Annotated in this window: 15 protein-coding genes; 7 read left to right on the top strand and 8 right to left on the bottom strand. The window is 44.2% G+C overall.

The window, feature by feature from the left end; all coding sequences use genetic code 11:
* Positions 1-5: 5 nt before the first annotated feature.
* Positions 6-1,916: a bifunctional diguanylate cyclase/phosphodiesterase gene (locus tag OCV20_RS24435; RefSeq protein WP_048610189.1), complete on the top strand. Its 1,911-nt coding sequence runs from the start codon at positions 6-8 to the stop codon at positions 1,914-1,916.
* A gap of 18 nt (positions 1,917-1,934) precedes the next feature.
* A complete protein-coding gene (locus tag OCV20_RS24430; protein ID WP_086775004.1) occupies positions 1,935-4,049 on the top strand; it encodes a type I secretion system permease/ATPase in 2,115 nt (704 codons plus the stop codon).
* Between the two features lie 122 nt (positions 4,050-4,171).
* On the opposite strand, the gene OCV20_RS24425 is transcribed toward OCV20_RS24430, so the two are convergent.
* Both OCV20_RS24425 and OCV20_RS24420 read right to left on the bottom strand, forming a co-directional pair.
* Entirely contained in the window at positions 4,172-5,842 is a 1,671-nt protein-coding gene (locus OCV20_RS24425) for a DUF342 domain-containing protein (RefSeq protein WP_086775005.1), read from the bottom strand.
* Positions 5,843-6,262: 420 nt separating this feature from the next.
* Positions 6,263-8,356 (bottom strand): tRNA(Met) cytidine acetyltransferase TmcA domain-containing protein, encoded by a 2,094-nt coding sequence (locus tag OCV20_RS24420; protein WP_086775006.1) that lies wholly within the window; start codon positions 8,354-8,356, stop codon positions 6,263-6,265.
* A gap of 105 nt (positions 8,357-8,461) precedes the next feature.
* On the opposite strand from OCV20_RS24420, the gene OCV20_RS24415 reads away from it, so the two are divergent.
* Both OCV20_RS24415 and OCV20_RS24410 read left to right on the top strand, forming a co-directional pair.
* Positions 8,462-8,971 carry a helix-turn-helix domain-containing protein gene (locus OCV20_RS24415; protein ID WP_086774936.1) on the top strand — a complete coding sequence of 170 codons (510 nt, stop codon included), beginning with the start codon at positions 8,462-8,464 and terminating at the stop codon, positions 8,969-8,971.
* Positions 8,968-9,810, top strand: a complete 843-nt coding sequence (locus OCV20_RS24410; protein ID WP_108721729.1) for an IS3 family transposase — start codon at positions 8,968-8,970, stop codon at positions 9,808-9,810. The genes OCV20_RS24415 and OCV20_RS24410 overlap by 4 nt, the downstream gene beginning before the upstream one ends.
* A gap of 68 nt (positions 9,811-9,878) precedes the next feature.
* Here the strand turns inward: OCV20_RS24410 and OCV20_RS24405 are convergent, their stop codons facing one another.
* The gene (locus OCV20_RS24405; protein WP_086775782.1) at positions 9,879-10,853 is read right to left on the bottom strand and encodes a ParB/RepB/Spo0J family partition protein; all 975 of its coding nucleotides are present in this window, start codon (positions 10,851-10,853) and stop codon (positions 9,879-9,881) included.
* A 5-nt stretch (positions 10,854-10,858) separates the two neighbouring features.
* Entirely contained in the window at positions 10,859-12,076 is a 1,218-nt protein-coding gene (locus tag OCV20_RS24400) for a ParA family protein (protein WP_048610166.1), read from the bottom strand.
* Positions 12,077-13,336: 1,260 nt separating this feature from the next.
* On the opposite strand from OCV20_RS24400, the gene OCV20_RS24395 reads away from it, so the two are divergent.
* A complete protein-coding gene (locus OCV20_RS24395; protein WP_086775783.1) occupies positions 13,337-15,316 on the top strand; it encodes a replication initiator protein RctB domain-containing protein in 1,980 nt (659 codons plus the stop codon).
* Positions 15,317-15,696: 380 nt separating this feature from the next.
* Here the strand turns inward: OCV20_RS24395 and OCV20_RS24390 are convergent, their stop codons facing one another.
* The 3 genes from OCV20_RS24390 to OCV20_RS24380 are packed head-to-tail and all read right to left on the bottom strand — an operon-like array spanning position 15,697 to position 17,978.
* The gene (locus tag OCV20_RS24390) at positions 15,697-16,215 is read right to left on the bottom strand and encodes a transcriptional regulator (RefSeq protein ID WP_086775784.1); all 519 of its coding nucleotides are present in this window, start codon (positions 16,213-16,215) and stop codon (positions 15,697-15,699) included.
* Complete coding sequence (locus OCV20_RS24385; protein WP_050620252.1) at positions 16,212-17,144, bottom strand: ATP-binding cassette domain-containing protein; 933 nt, start codon at positions 17,142-17,144, stop codon at positions 16,212-16,214. Before OCV20_RS24385 ends, OCV20_RS24390 begins: the two co-directional genes overlap by 4 nt.
* A gap of 9 nt (positions 17,145-17,153) precedes the next feature.
* Positions 17,154-17,978, bottom strand: a complete 825-nt coding sequence (locus OCV20_RS24380) for an ABC transporter ATP-binding protein (protein WP_086775785.1) — start codon at positions 17,976-17,978, stop codon at positions 17,154-17,156.
* A 362-nt stretch (positions 17,979-18,340) separates the two neighbouring features.
* Here OCV20_RS24380 and OCV20_RS24375 point away from each other — a divergent pair, with 362 nt between their 5' ends.
* Together OCV20_RS24375 and OCV20_RS24370 are read left to right on the top strand one after the other, a co-directional pair.
* Positions 18,341-18,535 carry a hypothetical protein gene (locus OCV20_RS24375; protein ID WP_017061218.1) on the top strand — a complete coding sequence of 65 codons (195 nt, stop codon included), beginning with the start codon at positions 18,341-18,343 and terminating at the stop codon, positions 18,533-18,535.
* 189 nt (positions 18,536-18,724) lie between these two features.
* Complete coding sequence (locus OCV20_RS24370; RefSeq protein ID WP_048614216.1) at positions 18,725-19,285, top strand: NADAR family protein; 561 nt, start codon at positions 18,725-18,727, stop codon at positions 19,283-19,285.
* Positions 19,286-19,460: 175 nt separating this feature from the next.
* On the opposite strand, the gene OCV20_RS24365 is transcribed toward OCV20_RS24370, so the two are convergent.
* Positions 19,461-20,219, bottom strand: a complete 759-nt coding sequence (locus tag OCV20_RS24365) for a substrate-binding periplasmic protein (protein ID WP_086775786.1) — start codon at positions 20,217-20,219, stop codon at positions 19,461-19,463.
* Between the last annotated feature and the right edge of the window lie 33 nt (positions 20,220-20,252).

Genomic DNA, 20,252 nt, shown 5'->3' with positions numbered 1-20,252 from the left:
GTACAATGACTTTATATAAACAGCTTGTGGTCGGGATGGTTGCAGTGTTCATACTGCTGATGACGTCAGTTTTTATGATCGAATTCAATACCACCCGTGGATACTTAGAGGAGCAGCAACGCTCTGAGGTAAGTAATACCATTAATACTGTTGGACTGGCTCTCGCCCCTTACCTAGAAGAAAAGGACAAGGTGGCAGTGGAGTCTGTTATCAACGCCCTGTTTGATGGCAGTTCTTACTCAGTCGTTCGATTGATCTTTCTCGACAGCGGTGAAGACATTCTCCGCTCATACCCTGTAAAGCCAACCGGCGTTCCAGAGTGGTTTACCAACCTAAACCTGTTCGAGCCTGTTCATGACCGCCGCGTGATCACTAGTGGCTGGATGCAACTGGCCGAAGTCGAGATCGTAAGTCACCCAGGCCCTGCCTACGATCAACTTTGGCAAGCATTCATCCGCTTACTGAGCATCTTTGGCACGATCTTCTTGCTCGGTTTGGTGTCTATCTCTTGGATCCTTAAGCGTGCTTTACGCCCGCTGTCGTTGATCATTACGAAGATGGATCAGATCGCCAAGAATCAGTTTGGCGAACCACTGGCTCGTCCAAAGACAAAAGATCTGACCTTGGTTGTCGATGGTATCAACCACATGTCGACTCAAGTTGAACTGGCATTTAAAAACCAAGCGAAAGAAGCTCAGAAGTTACGTGAAAGAGCGTATATTGACCCTGTATCTCAGCTAGGTAACCGTGCTTACTACATGTCTCAGTTAACTCAATGGTTAGAAGAGTCGAGCTTAGGTGGTTTAGCGGTACTTAAAGCGGAGTTTATTAGTGAAGAGTACGATGAAAAGGGCTATCAAGAAGGTGATGCCTTGGTTCATCAACTGGCTGAACAGCTGCAAGCTTCAATCTCATCTCCAGATATCACCATCGCTCGTATTTCTAGTGACGAGTTCGGTTTCATCATGCCAAACATTGATGAGAGCGAACTGAAACTTGTCGCGAGCAGCATCGTAAACTGTATCCAGAGCCTAGGTTCAGACCCAACAGGCACTGCGAACCCACATATTGCTCTTGGTGTGACATACAGCAACAAGCGTAAAACCAGTACTGAAATCATGTCGCTGGTGGATAACGCACTCTCAAGTGCCAAGGCGAATCGAGAGCTTGCTTACGGCTACGTAACCGCAGACGATCACGGCGCTGTGATGGGCAAACAACAATGGCGCATGTTGGTCGAAGAGGCAATCATCAACGACCTCATTACCTTCCGTCTGCAGGCTGCAAACAATGCCTTTGGTAAAACGTATCACCAAGAAGTATTCTCTGCGATTGAAAAAGATGGTGTGCGTTACGGTGCCAATCAGTACTTATACGCGCTAGAACAGCTTGAAATGAGCCACATTCTCGACCAATACGTTATCGAGAAGATGATTGAAAAGCTCAATGCAAAAGAAGTAACCAGCCCTGTCGCTATTAATATTTCACCAAGCAGTATTTCTCAACCAAGCTTCATCCGTTGGATCGGTAAGACGCTTGAACAGAATGCTTCAATCGCGCACCTGTTGCACTTTGAGATTCCAGAAAATTGCTTCATCAACGTTCCGCACTACACGGCACTCTTGTGTAACACCATTCGCAACGCTGAAGCGGTGTTTGGTGTCGATAACTACGGACGTAACTTCCAATCACTGGATTACATCAACGAATACCGTCCAAGCTATGTGAAGCTAGATTACCTGTTCACACATAACCTTGATGACGAAAAACAGAAGTTCACCTTAACGTCGATCTCTAGAACCGCTCACAACCTAGGCGTCACCACCATCGCGTCTCGAATAGAAACTCAGACTCAGCTAGATATCCTGTCTGATAACTACGTAGAAGTGTTCCAAGGCTTCATTGTTGATAAATAGTTGTAAGGGTTATATCACATGCAAGATCCACTATTGAACTCACTGCTCTACGTTAGCCGGTATTACGGGTTAGCTAACTCGCCCGAAGCGTTGATCAATGGGCTACCACTATCCGATGGAAAGCTAACCCCTTTCCTATTCCCTCGTTCTGCTGAACGAGCAGGATTGGTGGCGAAAGAAAACCGTTCCGACTTAGAAAAGATCCCTCACCTGATTCTGCCTGCGGTTTTACTGCTTAAACAAGGTGAGGCGTGCGTTCTCAACAGTATCGATTTAGAGAAGCAAGAAGCGGAAATCATTACAGCGGAAAGCGGAATGGTGCCAATCATCATTCCTGTCGAAGAGCTGAAAGAACAATTCATCGGCCGCTACTTCTTGGTAAAGAAACAGTTCCGCTATGATGAACGTTCACCAGAGGTTCTAAAAACACGCAAAGGTCATTGGTTTTGGAGCACCATTTGGGAATCTAAAAACATCTACCGAGATGTGTTGATTGCCTCCATTCTGATCAACATCTTCGCGATAGCCGCGCCGATGTTTACACGCTTGGTTTACGACAAGGTAGTACCCAACCTCGCCTTTGAAACTTTGTGGGTGCTAGCGAGTGGTATCTTTGTCGTGTTCCTATTCGATTTGCTGCTCAAATTGATGAGAAGCTACTTCATTGATGTTGCTGGTAAGAAATCCGATATTCTCATTTCCTCCAAGCTGTTCAGTAAAGTACTGGGGATACGTATGGAAGCGAAGCCAGCTTCTGTCGGTGCTTTCGCTAAAAACCTGCAAGAGTTCGAATCCATTCGAGAGTTCTTTACCTCTGCAACCATTGGCTCGTTAATCGACTTACCGTTCGCACTGATGTTCTTAGCGCTCATTTGGCTAATGGCTGGAAACCTTGTATTCGTTCCCGTTGCTGGCGTGGTCATTTTGATCGTCTATGCATTGCTAATCCAAGGCCCACTGCGCCGTACCATTGAGGAAGGCTCTCGTCTTGCTTCGCAGAAGTACGCGAACTTAATCGAGAGTTTGGCAGGGTTAGAGACGGTTAAGCTGTTCAGCGCGCAAAGCCAATTCCAATTCCGTTGGGAAGAAGCGGTTGCTCACATGGCGAATTGGAATATCAAAAGCCGACGCATCACTGACAGCATCCAAAACACCGCCGGCTTTGTTCAGCAAAGTACTAACGTTGGTATGATCATCTTTGGCGTGTATCTAATAGCAGAAGGTGAACTTACGATGGGTGGCTTGATTGCCGCGACTATGTTGAGCGGCCGAGCGATTGGCCCGCTAGTTCAGTTGTCTTTGCTTTCAACTCGTTACAACCAAGCGAAGTCATCAATGACTCTGATTGAGCAAGTGATGTCGATGCCGGATGAACAAGAAGAAGGTAAACGCTACATCCACCGTCCAATTATTCAGGGTCATATCGCGCTAGATAAGGTGACGTTCCACTACCCTGATTCACCAGTGGCTTCTATCAGAGACTTAACCCTCAATATTAGCCCAGGAGAGAAGGTGGCGATCATTGGTCGTATTGGTTCAGGTAAAACCACACTAGAACGTCTGATTATGGGCCTATACAAGCCCACAGAAGGCCATGTACGTATTGATGACACGGATATGGAGCAACTGCATCATGTCGACGTACGACGCAATATAGGCTGTGTGCCGCAAGACAGTAACCTGTTCTACGGTTCGGTAAGAGACAACATTACTTTAGGTCGCCCTTTAGTGGATGACCGTGACGTGATGGATGCAGCGAACCGTGCAGGCGTAACTGCGTTTACTCAGCAAGATCCTGCAGGTTTAGAACGTCAAGTGGGTGAAGGTGGTGCTTTGCTGTCTGGTGGTCAACGTCAGTCAATTGCTATTGCTAGAGCCTTCCTGGGCCGTCCGCCAGTCTTGTTAATGGATGAGCCGACTAGTGCGATGGATAATCGCTCAGAGATGCACATCAAACATCAGCTCAACCAGTTATTGCCAAGCGAGACATTGATTCTTATCACCCACAAAACGTCGATGTTGGACATTGTCGATCGAGTGATCGTAATGGAGAAAGGCTGCATCATTGCCGACGGTCCTAAAGCACAGGTTCTTTCAGACCTTAAACAAGGTCGAGTGAGAGCCGTAAGCTAGAGCGCTCAAGCCACCTAAATAAATCATTACCAGTAGAAACCAAAAGGGGAGCATCAGCTCCCCTTTTTATATTTGTCAGTATCGTCACCTCAGCCATACATCACTTATGTTCAACACAAAGCCTACAAAGCAATATCCTCTTGTTCCATCTTGAATGAACATTGGATCTCGTATTGGTTGAATGAAAAAACACTTCCGCCGTGGGTTCGCTTGGTTGTGACTGTCTCATCACCAAATTGAATCGTCACTCGGGTATACACTTTTTCGTGTACCTCTACCGTACATTCAGCAAGATTGGTTTCAAACTCCGCTTCGAGTGTATCTAACTGCGACTTTGTGTTTTCAATTGCGAGGTTGTTCTTCTCTCGTTGCTGCTCAATTTCTAGGGCTTGCTCTTCGCTTCTCTCGGCTTTCGGGCGCTTCTTAAATTCTAACTCTTGGCGAATCACACCCATGGTTTGCTCTTGAGTGTGTTTATAAGTTTCCTTCAGCTCGGCTATCTTTTGGCGGTAACCATCGTAGCGCGCAAAACCATGTACCTTAGTTGCGGTATCTCCCTCAACACCTAAGAAGACACATTCTACTTTTCCGCCAACTTTGGCTTCACCACCGCTTAGCGTGCCGTGTTTTTTCAAACTGTCCATCACGATAAGGTTGTTACCACAGCGAATGTCGTTACTCATACTGTGCACACCAAGTCGAAGGTCGTTGGCCGTTTGTAGCTCGGCATTCTGTGCGTAGCTTGCTGTGATAGAGCCTTTACTGAATACCCTACAACTTTTTGGTGCACCCTCTTTGGTCGTGTGGCCGATAATGCCTTTCGCGACTTTGATATCCCCCTGGGCTTGAACTTCGGCCGATTCGATAAAGCCACCCACCGTAACACTTCCGGTCGCCTTGACGATCATACCCGGCTCGATGTTGCCAGAGACAAAAACATTACCTTTAAATTTAACATGCCCAGTTGAGACATCGACGTTGCTGACACATAAGGCGTCATCCACTTCGATGGTTCGATCTTTAATGATGGGCAATCCAGGGTGTGAGGCGAGTAGTAAATTGGGGTCTTCAGGGGAGATGTAGGTGCCCTTTCCAGGCTTGATTAAACTGTCTTGTCCAGGAAGAGGTGGGATGATTCGGCCTTGGACAGTAAAACCAGCGATGCCTTTGGTAGCGGGGGTACGTTTCATTAAGTGATCATTTTGACCAACGGTAATGGTTTGTCCCAAGTCTCGCATATCAATCTTGCCTTCGTCTTTGCTGCGAGGCTTCAAGACTTGGCGAGTAATATCTTCAACCAAAGCGGCAAACTTTGCGTCTTTACCTTTTACTGGTTGTGTCCCTTTAGCGACGGGCTGAGTAAACTTTTCACCGGGCTTAAGTTTGCTACTCATCATCAGTACTTTTCTGAGCGCTAACTTATTTATTCCTTTTGTTATTTGAGCTTGAGATAAACAATGGATGATGTCGCTGCCACGCAGTGGGTGTCCATTATATGGACCAGTAACTACAAGACTCGCCAACATCTCATCATCAGACAGTTCGACCACAACAGTGGCATTTCGAACTTCGGCAATCAAGATTCCTTCATAAGCTTCACCCTTACCTTCTTTAGCAAGAGTAACGAAACGCAAAACCTCTTCTTCGAAAAGAAAATAGTTTGATGCATTCAAAGCTTCCAAGGTTGGTGGCAGCGTCTTGTTATCAAAGCTTGCGTCAACCACAGTCCCGGTTGGCAGACATGCCATTACTTGTTGCTTGTCTTCCGACAATGTAACGATGTTATCCCACATTCGAATTGAGTATCCCTAATGACTCAGTTGTTATTCAGTCTATATAATTCATTCTGCGCTGAGTATCACATTATTAGAATAATCAGCGTCACATCACTTACTTTCGATTCTGCAAACATGACTCATAAATAAGACTTACACATTTTATGATCTGCTTCGCCTTTACAAATACATAGGAAAATTTTTTCAGAATATTTCGAGTGATTTAATGTCGAGTCGATATTGGTGCAAGATAGTAAAGGCGAATAGCTTTAGAAGATTAAAGGCTGTCATGGAGAGATGAAACGGAAGTGATGAAACAGATAATCAGGGTAAAATCGGATTTCAATATGGAGCTTCAGTTTACAGTGTAAATCCAAGATTCTAATTTACACTGTAAATCTAATTTGTTGCGGTCAGTCTATTTAAATGATGGCTAGCCTATTTACACTGTAAATTTGCTAACAGAGCATCGACATCTTTACGAAACTGAATCTCTGCTTGTTTACGACCAACAAGATTTAACTGTTCGACACAAGTCCCCCACTCTTTCTGCTGAACAACCTTTGCGATGAGTAAGTCAGAAATACCTATGTTTCGATCGTTACTGAGTAGAATCAAGTTCAGTACGCTGAAGCTGATCGCATCATAACTGTTGCCACCGTTCACGTAATTTCTAACTAACTGAGTTTCAAACTCGCTAACGGTTTGGACACTCTTTGGCAGCAGTGCGCGCACCATATCGGGTTCAAGTGAAACCAAAGAACCAGAAACAAGAAAACAGTAGCTACGCTCGAAGTGATTCTGAACTTGGTTAATCCAGCCTTGAGAGTTTGAGTTAAGCGCCTTAACCATCAGAACAGAGTGACAGCCACTAGCCTGATCTCGCTGGTGGCCGATGTGCACAGCTTCGAATTCACTACCACGCCAAAAAGAAATCAACTCGCTGGTCGCGCCAAAGCTTGTCGCCAGATAATCAGCTTGGCTGGTTTGCTGTGATAACTGAGCCAACATCCAACGGCCAATACCCAAACCTTGATGACGTGCTGAAACAGCAATGCGCATCACTCGAAGGCACCGACTGGTCGCCGCCGGAGTACAACCAAGTTGGTTTGCCAGTAATACAGGAACAAGGTGACCTTGAGGCCTACGTTTTCCAAGTTGAATTTGAGAAATCAACTCGCTATCCAAACCACCCTCTTCCGTCACTAACATACAACCTAAACATTCATCTTGCTGCCAAGCGGCGTACAAACGGATTGCTGGATTGTTGAGAAACTGCATTAAGTCATTAGGCGAGGTCTGATAGTGCGCATCCACAAGAAGAGAAAAACATTGCTGTAGCTGCTCAAGATTAGCCAAGCATTCTGCTTTTGATAACTCGACCAAGTTTAATTGGCTGATTGCCTCGGCAGAAAAGCCATCGAGTTCATCAACCACCGATTCACTGAGTGATGCGTCATTACCAAGTAGGAAGCAATCAAACAACCAAGCTTCTAGCGGATCGTTGTTGTTCCAACGAATCGGTTGTTCGAGCTTAAAGCCTTTCCACCCCGGACGATGCTCAGAAAGCCAAGATTCAAACTTAATTCCGAACCCTCGTCCACTGCCTTCGTAACCGTGTACCGTGGTTGAAAAGACCATACGGTGATAGATATCGACCATGGATTTAAGCATCGGAATTGGTATTGCAGCTGCTTCATCAACCAATAACAGATCGCAATCAGGCTTAGATTTAAGTAATTCATCTGCTGCGACGAATCTTAAACTGCCACCTTGATGACGAATGTGAGTAGCGTTGACCACTTCGCAAGATTCTAACCCTTGGCTAGCATGAGAAAATACCGGCTCTACCGCTTTCACTGAAGGCGCGGTAACAATTATATTAAACCCGTGACGCTCAACTAACAGTTGCGCTGCGGCAATACCCAATGTCGAGCTTTTACCACGCCCTCTATCCGCAGTGAGAATCAAAGGACGTTTACGATGTCCAGACACTACCTTTTTAACTAATTCAACAGCCGTGTTTTGCTGTTCAAATTTATCCAATCCGTTTTGGGCGCTTTGCATCTGAGGAAGAGCGTGAGTTGCTTGAACTACATCGCCGGCTTCATTGTATTGTGAAACAGAAATCAGTTTATCGAAATGATGTTTTAACCAACGTTGACCAAAGCTCTCGCTATCTTCAGAGGCCTCAACTTTTGGCGGCAACACCAACAACAGCCCACCACCGACTAACGAACCCAGCGCGACACTAAAACCATTCGCATCAAACTGCTCTCTAAAATCACAAACAAGAACTTGGCACTCACGACCAAGCAGTTGTTGGCCTTTTTTTACTGGAGCATGAATCACGCCTTCAAATGGCGTACCGCCAATCTGGAAGATGCTCGGAATCTGTGAGTCTTGAAGGAAGGTAAAAACAGCAGAGTTTTGCCAATCAAAATCGCCATCAAAGACCACGCCGTAACGGTGATCGTTATGTTGAGCAATATTAGAAAGTGTATGCAGAAAAGTGTTGGTTAGGTTTGTCATAGTTAGCGTCCAGATTCATCTAAACACAGTTTATCACAGCCAAATAAAAAGCCGCATAATGAACTGACCCCCAATAGTTGGACACCAATTATTGGGGGTCTTTTTATGTCCAAATATAGCCGAGAGCTAAAATGTATCATTGCTAAGCAATACTTAGATGGCACGTCATCTCTCTACTTAGCAAAACAATATTCAATTTCTTCAAGGCAGATACGGTATTGGGCTCAAGTCTTTGCCATCCATGGTACTGATTCATTTTTACCAACTAATCATGCCGCGACTGCTCAAACAAAACGAAAAGCATTGAATTTAATGTGGACGAATGAATGGTCTCTCACGCACACTAGCGCTGTATTAAACCTCTCATCCCCTGGAATACTCTCTGTCTGGCTTAAACGATTTAATGAGCTCGGTATCAAGGGGCTCGAAATGCGCCAGAAAGGAAGACCCTCAATGAAACAGCAACCTCAACGTACCACTAAGCCTGATAATGAAATGACACTTGAGGAGCTAAAAGAGGAGTTGGTCTACTTACGAACCGAGAATGCCGTTCTAAAAAAGTTGGAAGAGTTGGAGCAGAAAAAAAACCGTCGAACAAAGAAAAAGCGGTCATAGCTCTAACTCTTAAAGGCAAGTACCCATTAAAGCACTTACTGCACACTCTACAGTTGGCAAAAAGTGTCTTTTATTATCAGGCTCAAACGAGCAAGCGCCAAAATAGCTACGAACGTGAGCTGCGGTTGATAAAGTCAATTTATCATGAACATAAGGGGCGATACGGCTACCGCCGTATTCACTTGGAACTAAAGAATCAGGGGTTCGTGCTTAATCACAAAACGGTTCAAAGGCTTATGGCTCAGCTCAACCTTAAATCGACGGTCAGGATTAAAAAGTATCGTTCATACCGAGGAGAGTCAGGAAAAGCTGCTCCCAACGTTCTTGAAAGAGATTTTAGTGCGACTCAACCCGATGAAAAGTGGGTAACTGATGTCACGGAGTTCAAAGTCAAAGAGCAGAAAGTATACTTATCTCCCGTTGTCGACTTGTTTACTCAGGAGGTGGTTGCTTATAGAGTGGCCAAAAATGCCTGCTTGCCGCTTGTCACAGATATGCTGACGGAAGCTATATCAACGCTTAAACCCAACTCAAAGCCAATTATACATAGCGATCAAGGTTGGCAATATCGCCATCGACAGTATCAGAAAAAGGTAGCGGAGAGTGGGTTAACGCAAAGCATGTCGAGAAAAGGTAACTGCTTGGATAATGCTGTTGCTGAAAACTTTTTTGCTTTACTCAAAACCGAGATGTATCACAACCAAAGCTTTGAAGATGCAGATGCTCTGATAGAGCAGATTAAAGAATACATCGAGTACTACAATACCAAACGTATAAAAGTGAAACTAAAAGGCCTGACTCCGATAGAATATCGAACTCAGGCCTTGAAAGCCGCTTAACAGAAATGTCCAACTTTACGGGGTCACTTCATAAAGCGGCTTTAGAGGAGTAATGAAAAGTCGTCGACTTAGTCGAGCTTCGATTGAACGAAGCCGAGGATTTCTTCCATTGTTGCATCATCAACTTTCTTAAGGTTCAACGCCAAGTTTGAACCCTTACGGCTGTATGATGCGCGACCCTTAATAAGCTCAACTTTTGGAGAAGCTTTCTTCGCTGGCGCTGGCGCCAATTCAAGAATCCAACCTTCCAAAGTTTCTGTCACGTCTTTGGTTAGACGAGTTACGCCTTGAGCTTCACTACGCTGCCATACAAAACCTTCAGAAGCATCACACTTAGTCAGCAGTGTTTGCTGCTGTTCACTCGTCAATCCACCAAACTGCTTGTGTAGCTTAACAATAGTTGGACGACCAAGGTCACTCACATTTGGGTAAGCTTGTAGCAATTCAAGTGGTAAAGCGGCCGCTTTCAATGCACCACTCACCAAAGCTTCACTGCACTGGAACATTTTCGCCAGTGCTTTCTGGTCTTCAGCTTCGCCTTTATCAAGCTTCGCTTGCATCTCTTTACCCTTCTCATAAAGAGAAAGCGGTTTATGAGCGTTAGCTACGTCTGATAGGAACTTAGCGTGTTCGCCGTTAATGTTTTCAGCAACATAGATTAGGAACTCTTTGTCAGCCAAAATACATGACATACGACGACGGCTACCATCAAGAACTTCAATCTTACCGTCTTTGTTCTTACGACCAACTGCTGGGTATTGCTGACCACGTTCTTTCAATGTTGTAAGAACATCAGAAAGCGCATGCTCGTTTAAGAAAGATTGCTCACGAGCATTATCTTCAAAAACAACCGTTCGAGTTGCCACTTCAGCTGCAGGAATTCGAACCAATTCAAATGAAACCAAATCTTCGCCAGCAACAGAAAGCTCAATCACTTGAGCCTGTTCTTTTGCCGCTGTTTGCGCTTCTTGTGGTGTTGCTACGCGACGTTTGTTTGCTTTACCAAATAGCTTTGCATTTAAGTCAGATGTTTTAATTGCCATTGTTGTTATCCCTGATTAAGTGAAGGCCAGTTGCTATGTAATACGCGCTCTAATTCTAAAGCACTTTTTTGTACTGCGTCTTGAGCAACAGCTAGAGTTTTCTTACCGCCCTCAAAGTCGCTCACCGTTAGATCGAAAACCGTGCTGTAAGTGTCGGCACAGGTTTCAAAAGCACGGCTTCTTGGAATGGTTGCCATCATTACTTGGTCATTCAACAGGTAGTTCATTTCAGTCAGAACTGACACTTGTTTCTTGTTGTCGTCTTCAAACATGGTTGGCATTAGACGAACAAATTCGAGCCCTTTCCAGTCATCCGGGAACATTTCGTAAACCGTTGGTAAGTGCTGGAAGAAGTTAACCGTTGAAGCCCAATCCAAACGCTTAGCTGCACATGGAATCAGAAGTGCGTTCGACGCGTACATTGCATTCCATACTAGAGGGTCAACGTGCGGGCCGGTATCAATCATAATCACATCGAAATCATCGGCGATTTTGTCGATAAGCTTCTCTTTTAATAGACGAACAATATCAAGTGACTGATCTTGTGAAAGGCTTTGCCACGCTTCAGCGTTAAACATCGCATCTTCTGGGAATGCAGAAATTGTCTTCAGGTTTGGATACTGAGTTGGCAATAGTACGTTCTTACGAAGAAACTCTAGATCGACTTCTTGGCCTTCAGGCACGTTGTCCAACATGATATCGACAGCAGAATAGATGCTGTCGTGCTCTGCCCCACTAATTTGTGGATTTAGGAACAGACGTAAAGAGCCCTGTGGATCCAAGTCAATCAGACAGATACGGTAGCGCTTATCTAGATTCAGAGACAAACAAGCGGCTAAGTGAACCGCTGTCATTGATTTACCCGTACCACCCTTCTGGTTTTGTACGTTGATAATCCATGGTTTATTGTCAGCGTGCTGCTTACGTTCATGGAACTTCGGCACTTCTGCCGCGTCCATCAACATGTGAGCTTCTGTCAATGAAATCGAGTAATGATTGGCGTTGTTCTTTGTAAACTGATGGCCATCAGCTTCAAGTTTAGTGATCGCTTCATCGAGTTTACGACGCGTTAAACCAGAACGGGTCTCCATCATAGCTTTAGACATTGGAGGGAAATGTTCATCACTTCGCTCTTCCAAAATAATCTCAATTCGGTCAGCCTGAACTTGTTGAGTTTGTTCGGCTAGCTGATAGAGCTTATCAATCGTTTGTTCTCTTTTCATTGCCAGTTTCCGTAATGATTAACTAAGTACAAATTGTACAGCGATTAACAACAAACACAACAAAAACATGAACATACATTTATGAGTAAAATCACATAAAATAGACCGCGTTTTTACAATTTGATGAAACATCGCCTTATACAAACACAAAAATCACCGTTTTTATCATGCATAACCATGTTATTTCCAGCCTACATTTAAAATGTTACAGCATCACTTATTTACAATGTAAATGGAATTTCAGAGAAAAACCTTCGGAACGATTGAAATACAACCGTAGATTACGGTTGGTGTGATTTGCATTCGAATTTATAGATTTTCAATACAATAAAAATAAAAAAACGCTCAATGAACAAAAAGATTCAAAACAGAAGAGAAGATGGGGTGTCAAAAACAACAGAGGATTGGAGCCTAACCGGAAGAATGATCATGGAGCACATCCAGTGTAAGATAATTAATAACGCCAAATTATGAAGCATGATCAAGGCGTAAACTGAGCAATATTGATCCGAGTAACCGCACATTGGAAATGATCAACTTACGGAAAAATGATCAAGTAAACATAGTTCCGGAAGCATGTAATTTATGAGCTAAGTTACGGACAAATGCTTTTGGAATGGGGATTCAACGCCTATAAGGGCTCAATGATTGAAAATTCAATCGACACAGACCGAGAATACATAAACATGACAATTTCATGATCATGCTTCCTAGTTAAGACCCACCAGCGCTAAATACATCAAAGCAATCCATTTCCAGCGGATAGAGACTAAATTTTGCACTCAATAGGGTAGGAACGATAAAAAAGTATGCTCTCTTGATCATTGTTCCGATAGATTGGCCGCCACAAGTGTCCACATAGACAAGTCAAAAGCGACTTAGAAACCGATGTTGAATTCCGATCTGTGGATAAGCTGTATAAGTGTAATGATCATGCTTTCGAACCAATAATGATCATGCTTACAATGACTTAATGATCATCGTTCTGATGTTCTGTGATCATGCTTTCTTAAGTTTAATGATCATAGTTTCGGAAGCTTTATGATCATGCTTTCCAAGGCGATTTATTTTAATACTTTAAATTCAGCCACTTAAAAGCAAAGTTACGTCCAGATCATTAGATCACTTAATCATTTAAGATCATATTAATCAAAAAGATCAGTTATTTAAAAGCCAATAAATTCTCTTTATTTATGATCATTCTTTCTTTATCATTCAGGAACTATAGTGAAATTACGGTTAGTGTGATACGGATCAAAAATGAAACCAGAAGAGAAATTGTTAATTAAGGCACGAAGCCACAAAGATGGTCATTTATTTGAGGTATCTGAAACAGCCGTTGAATGGATAGAACAATATCAACACTTCAAAGGTGTCACCAAAAGCATAGTTGAGCTTCTTAACCTAATTTCACTTCGTGGGTTTAGCAGCAAAGACGGGTACGTTTCCACCACTGAGATTATTGAATCAACCGATGGTCAGGTCACTCGCGCGGCTTTACAGCAAAGGCTGAGAGCAGCAGTCAATATCGGATTGTTCAAACAAATCCCCGTTCGCTTTGAAGAAGGCCTTGCTGGTAAAACCATGTTGCATCGCTTTGTGAACCCAAACCAATTGATATCGGTATTGGGTGCCACCAGCTTAGTGACAGAAAGCGTGAAGCAAAATGAAAAGCAAAAGCGCTCTAAAGCCCTAGCTCAAACCAAAGTAAACAAGCGCTTACTGAATGAACATGGGTTGAATACCCCACCAACGATGAAAGATGAAGCGGATCAATTCATTGTTTCGCCAACCAATTGGGCGGGGATTATTGATCAAGCGTTAGCGCCACCTAGAACTCGTAAGAGCTACCAGAAATCCATGGTTTCGATCTCTGGCACTCGGGCTGTGATCGAGACAAGATCTTCTAAAAATATCATGACCGTTGACGATCTGATGACGCTATTCGCGTTATTCACGCTCACCGTTCAATATCATGATCATCACCAAGATGATTACCATCTAGACGCGAAACACACGCCGAACAAAACACCACTCTACATCACTGATATTTTGTCTTTACGTGGCAAGAAAGACAGCGGCCCTGCGCGTGATTCGATCCGCGACAGTATTGATCGTATCGAATTCACGGATTTCCAACTGCACGAACTTACAGGCCGTTGGCTTAGTGAGAACATGCCAGAAGGCTTTAAGAGTGATCGTTTTCGATTCTTAGCTAGAACCATTACCGCATCGGAAGAAGCGCCTACAGAGGGCTCTGACGGCGAAATTCGCATTAAACCGAACCTATACATCTTGGTTTGGGAACCTTCGTTCTACGAAGAGCTGCTGACACGTGACTATTTCTTCCTATTTCCGCCAGAAATCCTGAAGCAACATACCTTGGTCTTCCAAATGTATTCTTACTTTAGAAGCCGCATGGCACGTCGCCATTCAGATAGCATGTTGCTCAGTGAACTCAACCAGAAATTGGCGCGTAACATCGATTGGCGTCGTTTCTCGATGGATCTGATCCGCGAGCTCAGAAAGCTGGGTGAAGTCGGGGAGCAAGAAGATACCTTCCTGGTTAACCTTTGGGGTTATCACTTGACGATCACCGCGTTGATCGAAAAAGGGAAAACGACCGATTATCAGGTAGATATCAAATGTAATGTGGAAGAGGTCTTACGTTACTCAAGAGCGCGTACCACTAACGCAGGTAAGCGTAATATGGCACCAACGCTGCCGAACCCACTTCGTAACGAGATGGTGTCTAAGCAGAAGCTGGAAGAGCTGTCTGAGATTATCGACGGTGAGTTTGAGCCAATTCAGCGTAAAGCACCGTCGCCAAGAGGCAAATTGGGACGTCGAGTTAAGCTGCGTAAACACTCTGTTGAGATCAACGCTGATGAGATCATGATTACTCTCTCTAAATATACCTCTGCAGAGGCTCTAGAACGCAGCATAACGGCTTTATCTGCTATGACAGGGCACTCACATGCCTCAATCAAAGAAGAGTGCTCAGAGCTCATTGAGAAGCTTGATTGGTTGAGAGTAGGGGAGGACGTTATCCCATACGAAACACTGAGTCGCTTGATTGAGCTATACAACGACCGAGATAGCACCAGCAATCGACATCTGTCCATTGAACGTTTGATCTCTGGTTTAGCGGTGCGTCGCAAAGTGTGTAAACAAGTTCATGAAGGTCATTTAGACGAAAACGTGTTCCTTGCGCTCGATGAAATGGCGATTGGCCACTAGTCATTATCCTATTGCGATAAGCCTGTTTTATCGTGGCTGAATGGATAGTTTTGAACACATTAGGTGCTGATTAAAATCGCACCTAACGCTGACAAAGTGATGACAAAGTAACGCATCTAGTTGATTATTATTTATCCCGAATAGACAACCTTTGTCCTTTCTTATGATTAATAGATTGGCTCATATTTTGTTACATCATACTGAATAGATTTTTGCGAGTTCCTAAGGGACTCGCTTTTTTTTGCCTGAAATTCAGTCAATCATTAAAATTCAATAGCTTACAGAGTTAAGTGCCGAAGCATGATCAAGGCTCGATCATGCTTTCTACGGATCTAACTCTGATGAGATTTTGATTCGATGTTTGATCGAGAAGGGCTTGTTCAGTGGAGATGGCGTTGAATGCTGCCTTGATCATCGTTTCGGGGATGGGTTGCCATAAAACGCACATGCGATTCGATCAATTTTTCTGATTCTGCTTTCCAACGTGGTTCTTGCTGTTGGTTCGTAAACTCCAAAGCCAATACACACAAGTGTTGTAGCCGCTGTGTACACCACTCTTGCAAGTCAGCTTCTGATTTTGGGTCACATGACACCGCTTGCAGCTTGCTATAGGCAAACATCAGGTATTGGTAGGCTTTATCTTGATGGCTTGAGCTGCTGGCCTCTTGCGAAGACAACTCCTGATTCGATGAATCCGCGAGGTGGCGATAGAAAGTAAAGATTCTCAGGCACCCGTCTAACCAACATGCGATGCCTTTGCTCTGCTCATCCGTGATCAATGGCCCCCAGAGCGCATCTGGAGGCGTTAAGATCAAAGGTTCTAACCGGTCCACTTGATCATGCTTTCGGTCTTTGTACCAATCTCCGATCCGCTCTAACCAAGTGTCTAGTTCATTCATGCAACGTTATCCCACTGTTTTACAAAGTGATTATCAGCAACTTGTTTGATTTCATGCTGTATTTCACTGCTCTGCTCTCGAATACGATCAGCGTCTATTGAATAGTTTGGCTCATTTTTGACGAGTTCGCCAAATGGCAGATCGGGATCAGGGACGGCAGAGATCAACAACTTAGTGTACGGGTGTTGTGGATTGGTTAAGATCGACTGGGTTGATCCCCATTCAACGATCTGCCCTTTGTACATCACCGCTGTCTCTTCTGCGATGTAATGTGCCGTGGCAAGATCGTGGGTTATGTACAAAAAGCCTATGCCTAATTCTTTCTTCATTTTTTGCATCAAGTTCAACACGCCAAGTCGAATCGAAACGTCCAACATCGAGGTGGGTTCATCAGCAAGAATAACCTCAGCACCAACGGCCAGTGCTCTGGCTAAGTTAACCCTCTGTCTTTGGCCTCCACTGAGCTCGTGCGGGTATTTGGCGAGCGTTTCGATGGGTAACTCCACCAGCGTTAATAACTCTTTGAGGCGCTCTGTGAGAGCCTGTTTAGTGGCTACCTGTTTATGGATCTTAAGTGGGCGCGTTAAATGGTGCTCAATGGTGTGAGTGGGATTGAGTGAACCAAAGGGGTCTTGAAACACCATTTGCACACGGCTGCGATAATCCAAGATATCTTTACGGCTTTTCAGCGTAGAGATATCTCTGCCTTTGAACAGTATCTCTCCCTCTGTCGCAGGGTAAACCTTGGTCATCAATCGTGCGCAGGTGCTTTTCCCGCAGCCAGATTCGCCAACCAGTGCCAGTGTTTTACCTGCATGTAAGTCAAAACTCACGCCATGCAGTGCTCTAAAGATCTCTTCTTTGCCAAATCCACCACCAACAGTGAATTCTTTAACGAGGTTTTTTACTTGAAAAATAGGTTGTGACATAGAGCTCTCCTAGCACGCCGTCGCGTGAGCATGTTCATGAATATTAGGGAAAGAACTCCATAGCTTTTGGGTGTAGGAGTGTTGTGGGTTGTTACGAATCTCATGGGCGTTATTGACCTCAACTATCTTGCCGTGGCGCATGATGGCAATGCGATCACACAGTTGGCTCATTAGTGCGAGGTCATGGGTGATGAAGAGTATCGAGAAACCAAACTCCTCTCTGAGTTGGTGTATCTGCTGCAATATTTCGCGCTGTACCACCACATCCAGCGCTGTGGTTGGCTCGTCCATGATGATGAGCTTCGGGTTAAGGGCGAGAGCAATGGCAATCACCAAACGCTGACGCATACCGCCACTGAACTGATGCGGGTACTCTGTTAGGCGATGGCGTGGAATATTGACAAGGTCGAGCAGTTTCTCGGCGCGATCTTTGGCCTGTTCATTGGTCATGCCTTTATGGTGACGCAGCACATCAGCAAACTGCTCTTCGATGGTTAATACTGGATTGAGTGAATTCATGGCGCTTTGGAACACCATCGCGATCTCACTCCAACGCAAGGTATTCAAATGGCTGTCCGATAAGCTCAGTAGGTCTTGCCCACCAAATAGTATCTGGCCTCCTGAGATGAAAGCTGGCGGCTTATGCAGGCGGTTAATGGCAAATGCGATGGTGCTTTTGCCACAACCGGATTCTCCGGCTAAGCCGAAAATCTCGCCTTGGCCTATGTTAAAGCTAACGGATTTGACTGCATTGAAATCACCGTCATCGGTGATGTAGTCGACACATAGATTCTTCACTTCGAGAAGTGGTTTCTCTGAATTTCCCACAGACATGATAAATACTCAGTTATGATATTGATAACTATTATCATTAACATGTATTGGATTTAGTGGAAGCGACGAGCACGAAAAGGATGAAGTGCCTCGAAGTTTATCTTGGGTTATTTCACGAATTTTCAGCAGAAGAGAAGCATTGAAAGCGGGGAAAATGAGAGTTGGATCAAACCACATTTCTTATGGGGAATCTTTTAAATGTAAATGCAGAAAATGGCTTTGGCAAAGTTTAAATGAGGCATTTATTAATTAGCTTTGTGAAGCGTCGGAATCATCACACTTCAGTACAGAATTTCTTAACAAGAGAAAAAGCATTTGCTACAGATTACTTGTCCATTACATGGTGCTTTTCGGAGGAAAACATGTCCATTAATTCTATCAACCATGATGAAATGACAAATATTGCAAACAAGTGGGATGCTGAAGAAGAAGTATCTTTCAAACCAGAAAAGAAAATGAAGTCTGCTGAAGCTCGTCGTCGTATCGAGACTCTAAGAGAAATTAGAGAAAGCGGTTTGAGTCTGGAAGAAGCGAGGGAGCTAGGTCTTATTCACTAATAATCCCCATTGCATTTAGAAGGGTGGCACAACGCCACCCTTTGATTTATAAGTACTTTTTAATAGTTCCTATCTCGATTGAATCGACCCCTTGATTCTTTAGCTCACTGTTCCGTTTAGCCTATCCCTTTTGATATTACGCTTTTCAGATGAAAAACACGCACATGGCATACTCTTGAACTAAGTTGTTTGACAGTCATATTCAACGCCACTAATTTTAAAGTTAAAGCAAAAATATGCGATGTCGTTGGTAAGGAGAAGGCTATGTCTAATTCTGTGGCTCAAGCTAAAGAAGTGCTGTTTTACGAACCCGAAGATCCGAACGGATACCTGTCAAATTTTGCCGCTTGTCCTATCAAGGTCGGTGATCAAGTTTGGGCAACCAGCGAACATTATTATCAAGCGATGAAGTTTGCGTCCGAAGCGCTACGCAATACCATTTTGGAAGCCAGTACGCCTGCCGAAGCGTTCTCTTTAAGTCGTGACTACGAAGACCAAGTTCGTGACGATTGGTATGACATTCGTGTTGAAGTGATGCAGTTTATTGTGACAGAGAAGTTCAGACAGAATCCACAGTTTGCGCTGTTTCTTACCAACACCGGAGATTCGGTGATCAAAGAACATTCGCACAAAGACCACTTCTGGGGCGATGGCGGCGATGGAACCGGCGAGAACCATTTGGGTAAGATTCTGATGGCAGTGCGTCACCAGCTTCGTACTCAGCAACTGCATTTGATTGCTTCGCACTGATTCGTCGATTCAGATAGCGGGCATACTTATGATTACCCCTAAGACGCATTTAAAAGGCCGCCCTGCTATCTAGTATTAAGCAGGGCGGCCTTCTATGTTTTAGAGAGTTAGGCATCAATGATAGTTAAAGTGTGTTACCAACCTGTTCGTTGCTAAGTTCGACGTAACGCTGGTGCTACAAGTAACTCTGTACGATGTCGTCGATCTGTCCATCGTCTTTCATTGTGTCTAGCCGTTGGTTGATGAAGCTTTGCAGCTTAGGATCCATCTCAGGGTCAAACGCCAAATGGATAGGGTAGTTATTGATTACAGAACCAAACTCTTGCATCTGGTAATCATCAATACTCAGTTTTTGCTCGTTTAGGTTGTATTTGATTCGTGATTCCATTTCCACAAACACGGTATCGCCAGGTGCTCGGTTCAGGACACGAAACGCAGCAGTGTAATCTTTTACTCGAATCTCGTTGAGCTTGCCCTGTTGGATATAAGGTTCCAAGTTCGGATACTCAAATCCCACCAGCAATACCACGGCTTTCCCGTCTAGATCATCGATTGTGTTGAACTCAAATGGCTTTTTACCACTACTCAGTAACACGTGTTTTACATTGTAAATCGGATCTTTAGATAGGTTCGCAGATTGGATGTTTCCCCAACTAGGGCTGCCATAGGTAACCCAGTTTGGGTTCTCTCTCGCATCGAGCTTGTCGATCATTCGATTAAAAGGGTAGGTGTGATAGTTGATCTCATATTGGCTGTCATCAAACACGGCTTCCACAATATCTGAAACGATTCCTCTGTGAGATAACCCGTCAGTTTCGATCTGAAAAGGTTGCGCTTGGCTCGCAATAATGTAGTAGTGAAGAGGTTCGCTTGCAAAAGCATAACTGCTTGAAAACAAACTGACTATGGATGCAAAGATAAGATGTTTTTTCATAACCTTCCCTAGTTATTTGATGAATGACTACTA

The organism is Vibrio coralliirubri (assembly GCF_024347375.1).
GTDB classification, from domain to species: domain Bacteria; phylum Pseudomonadota; class Gammaproteobacteria; order Enterobacterales; family Vibrionaceae; genus Vibrio; species Vibrio coralliirubri.
This window is presented reverse-complemented; position numbering and strand designations above follow the sequence as displayed.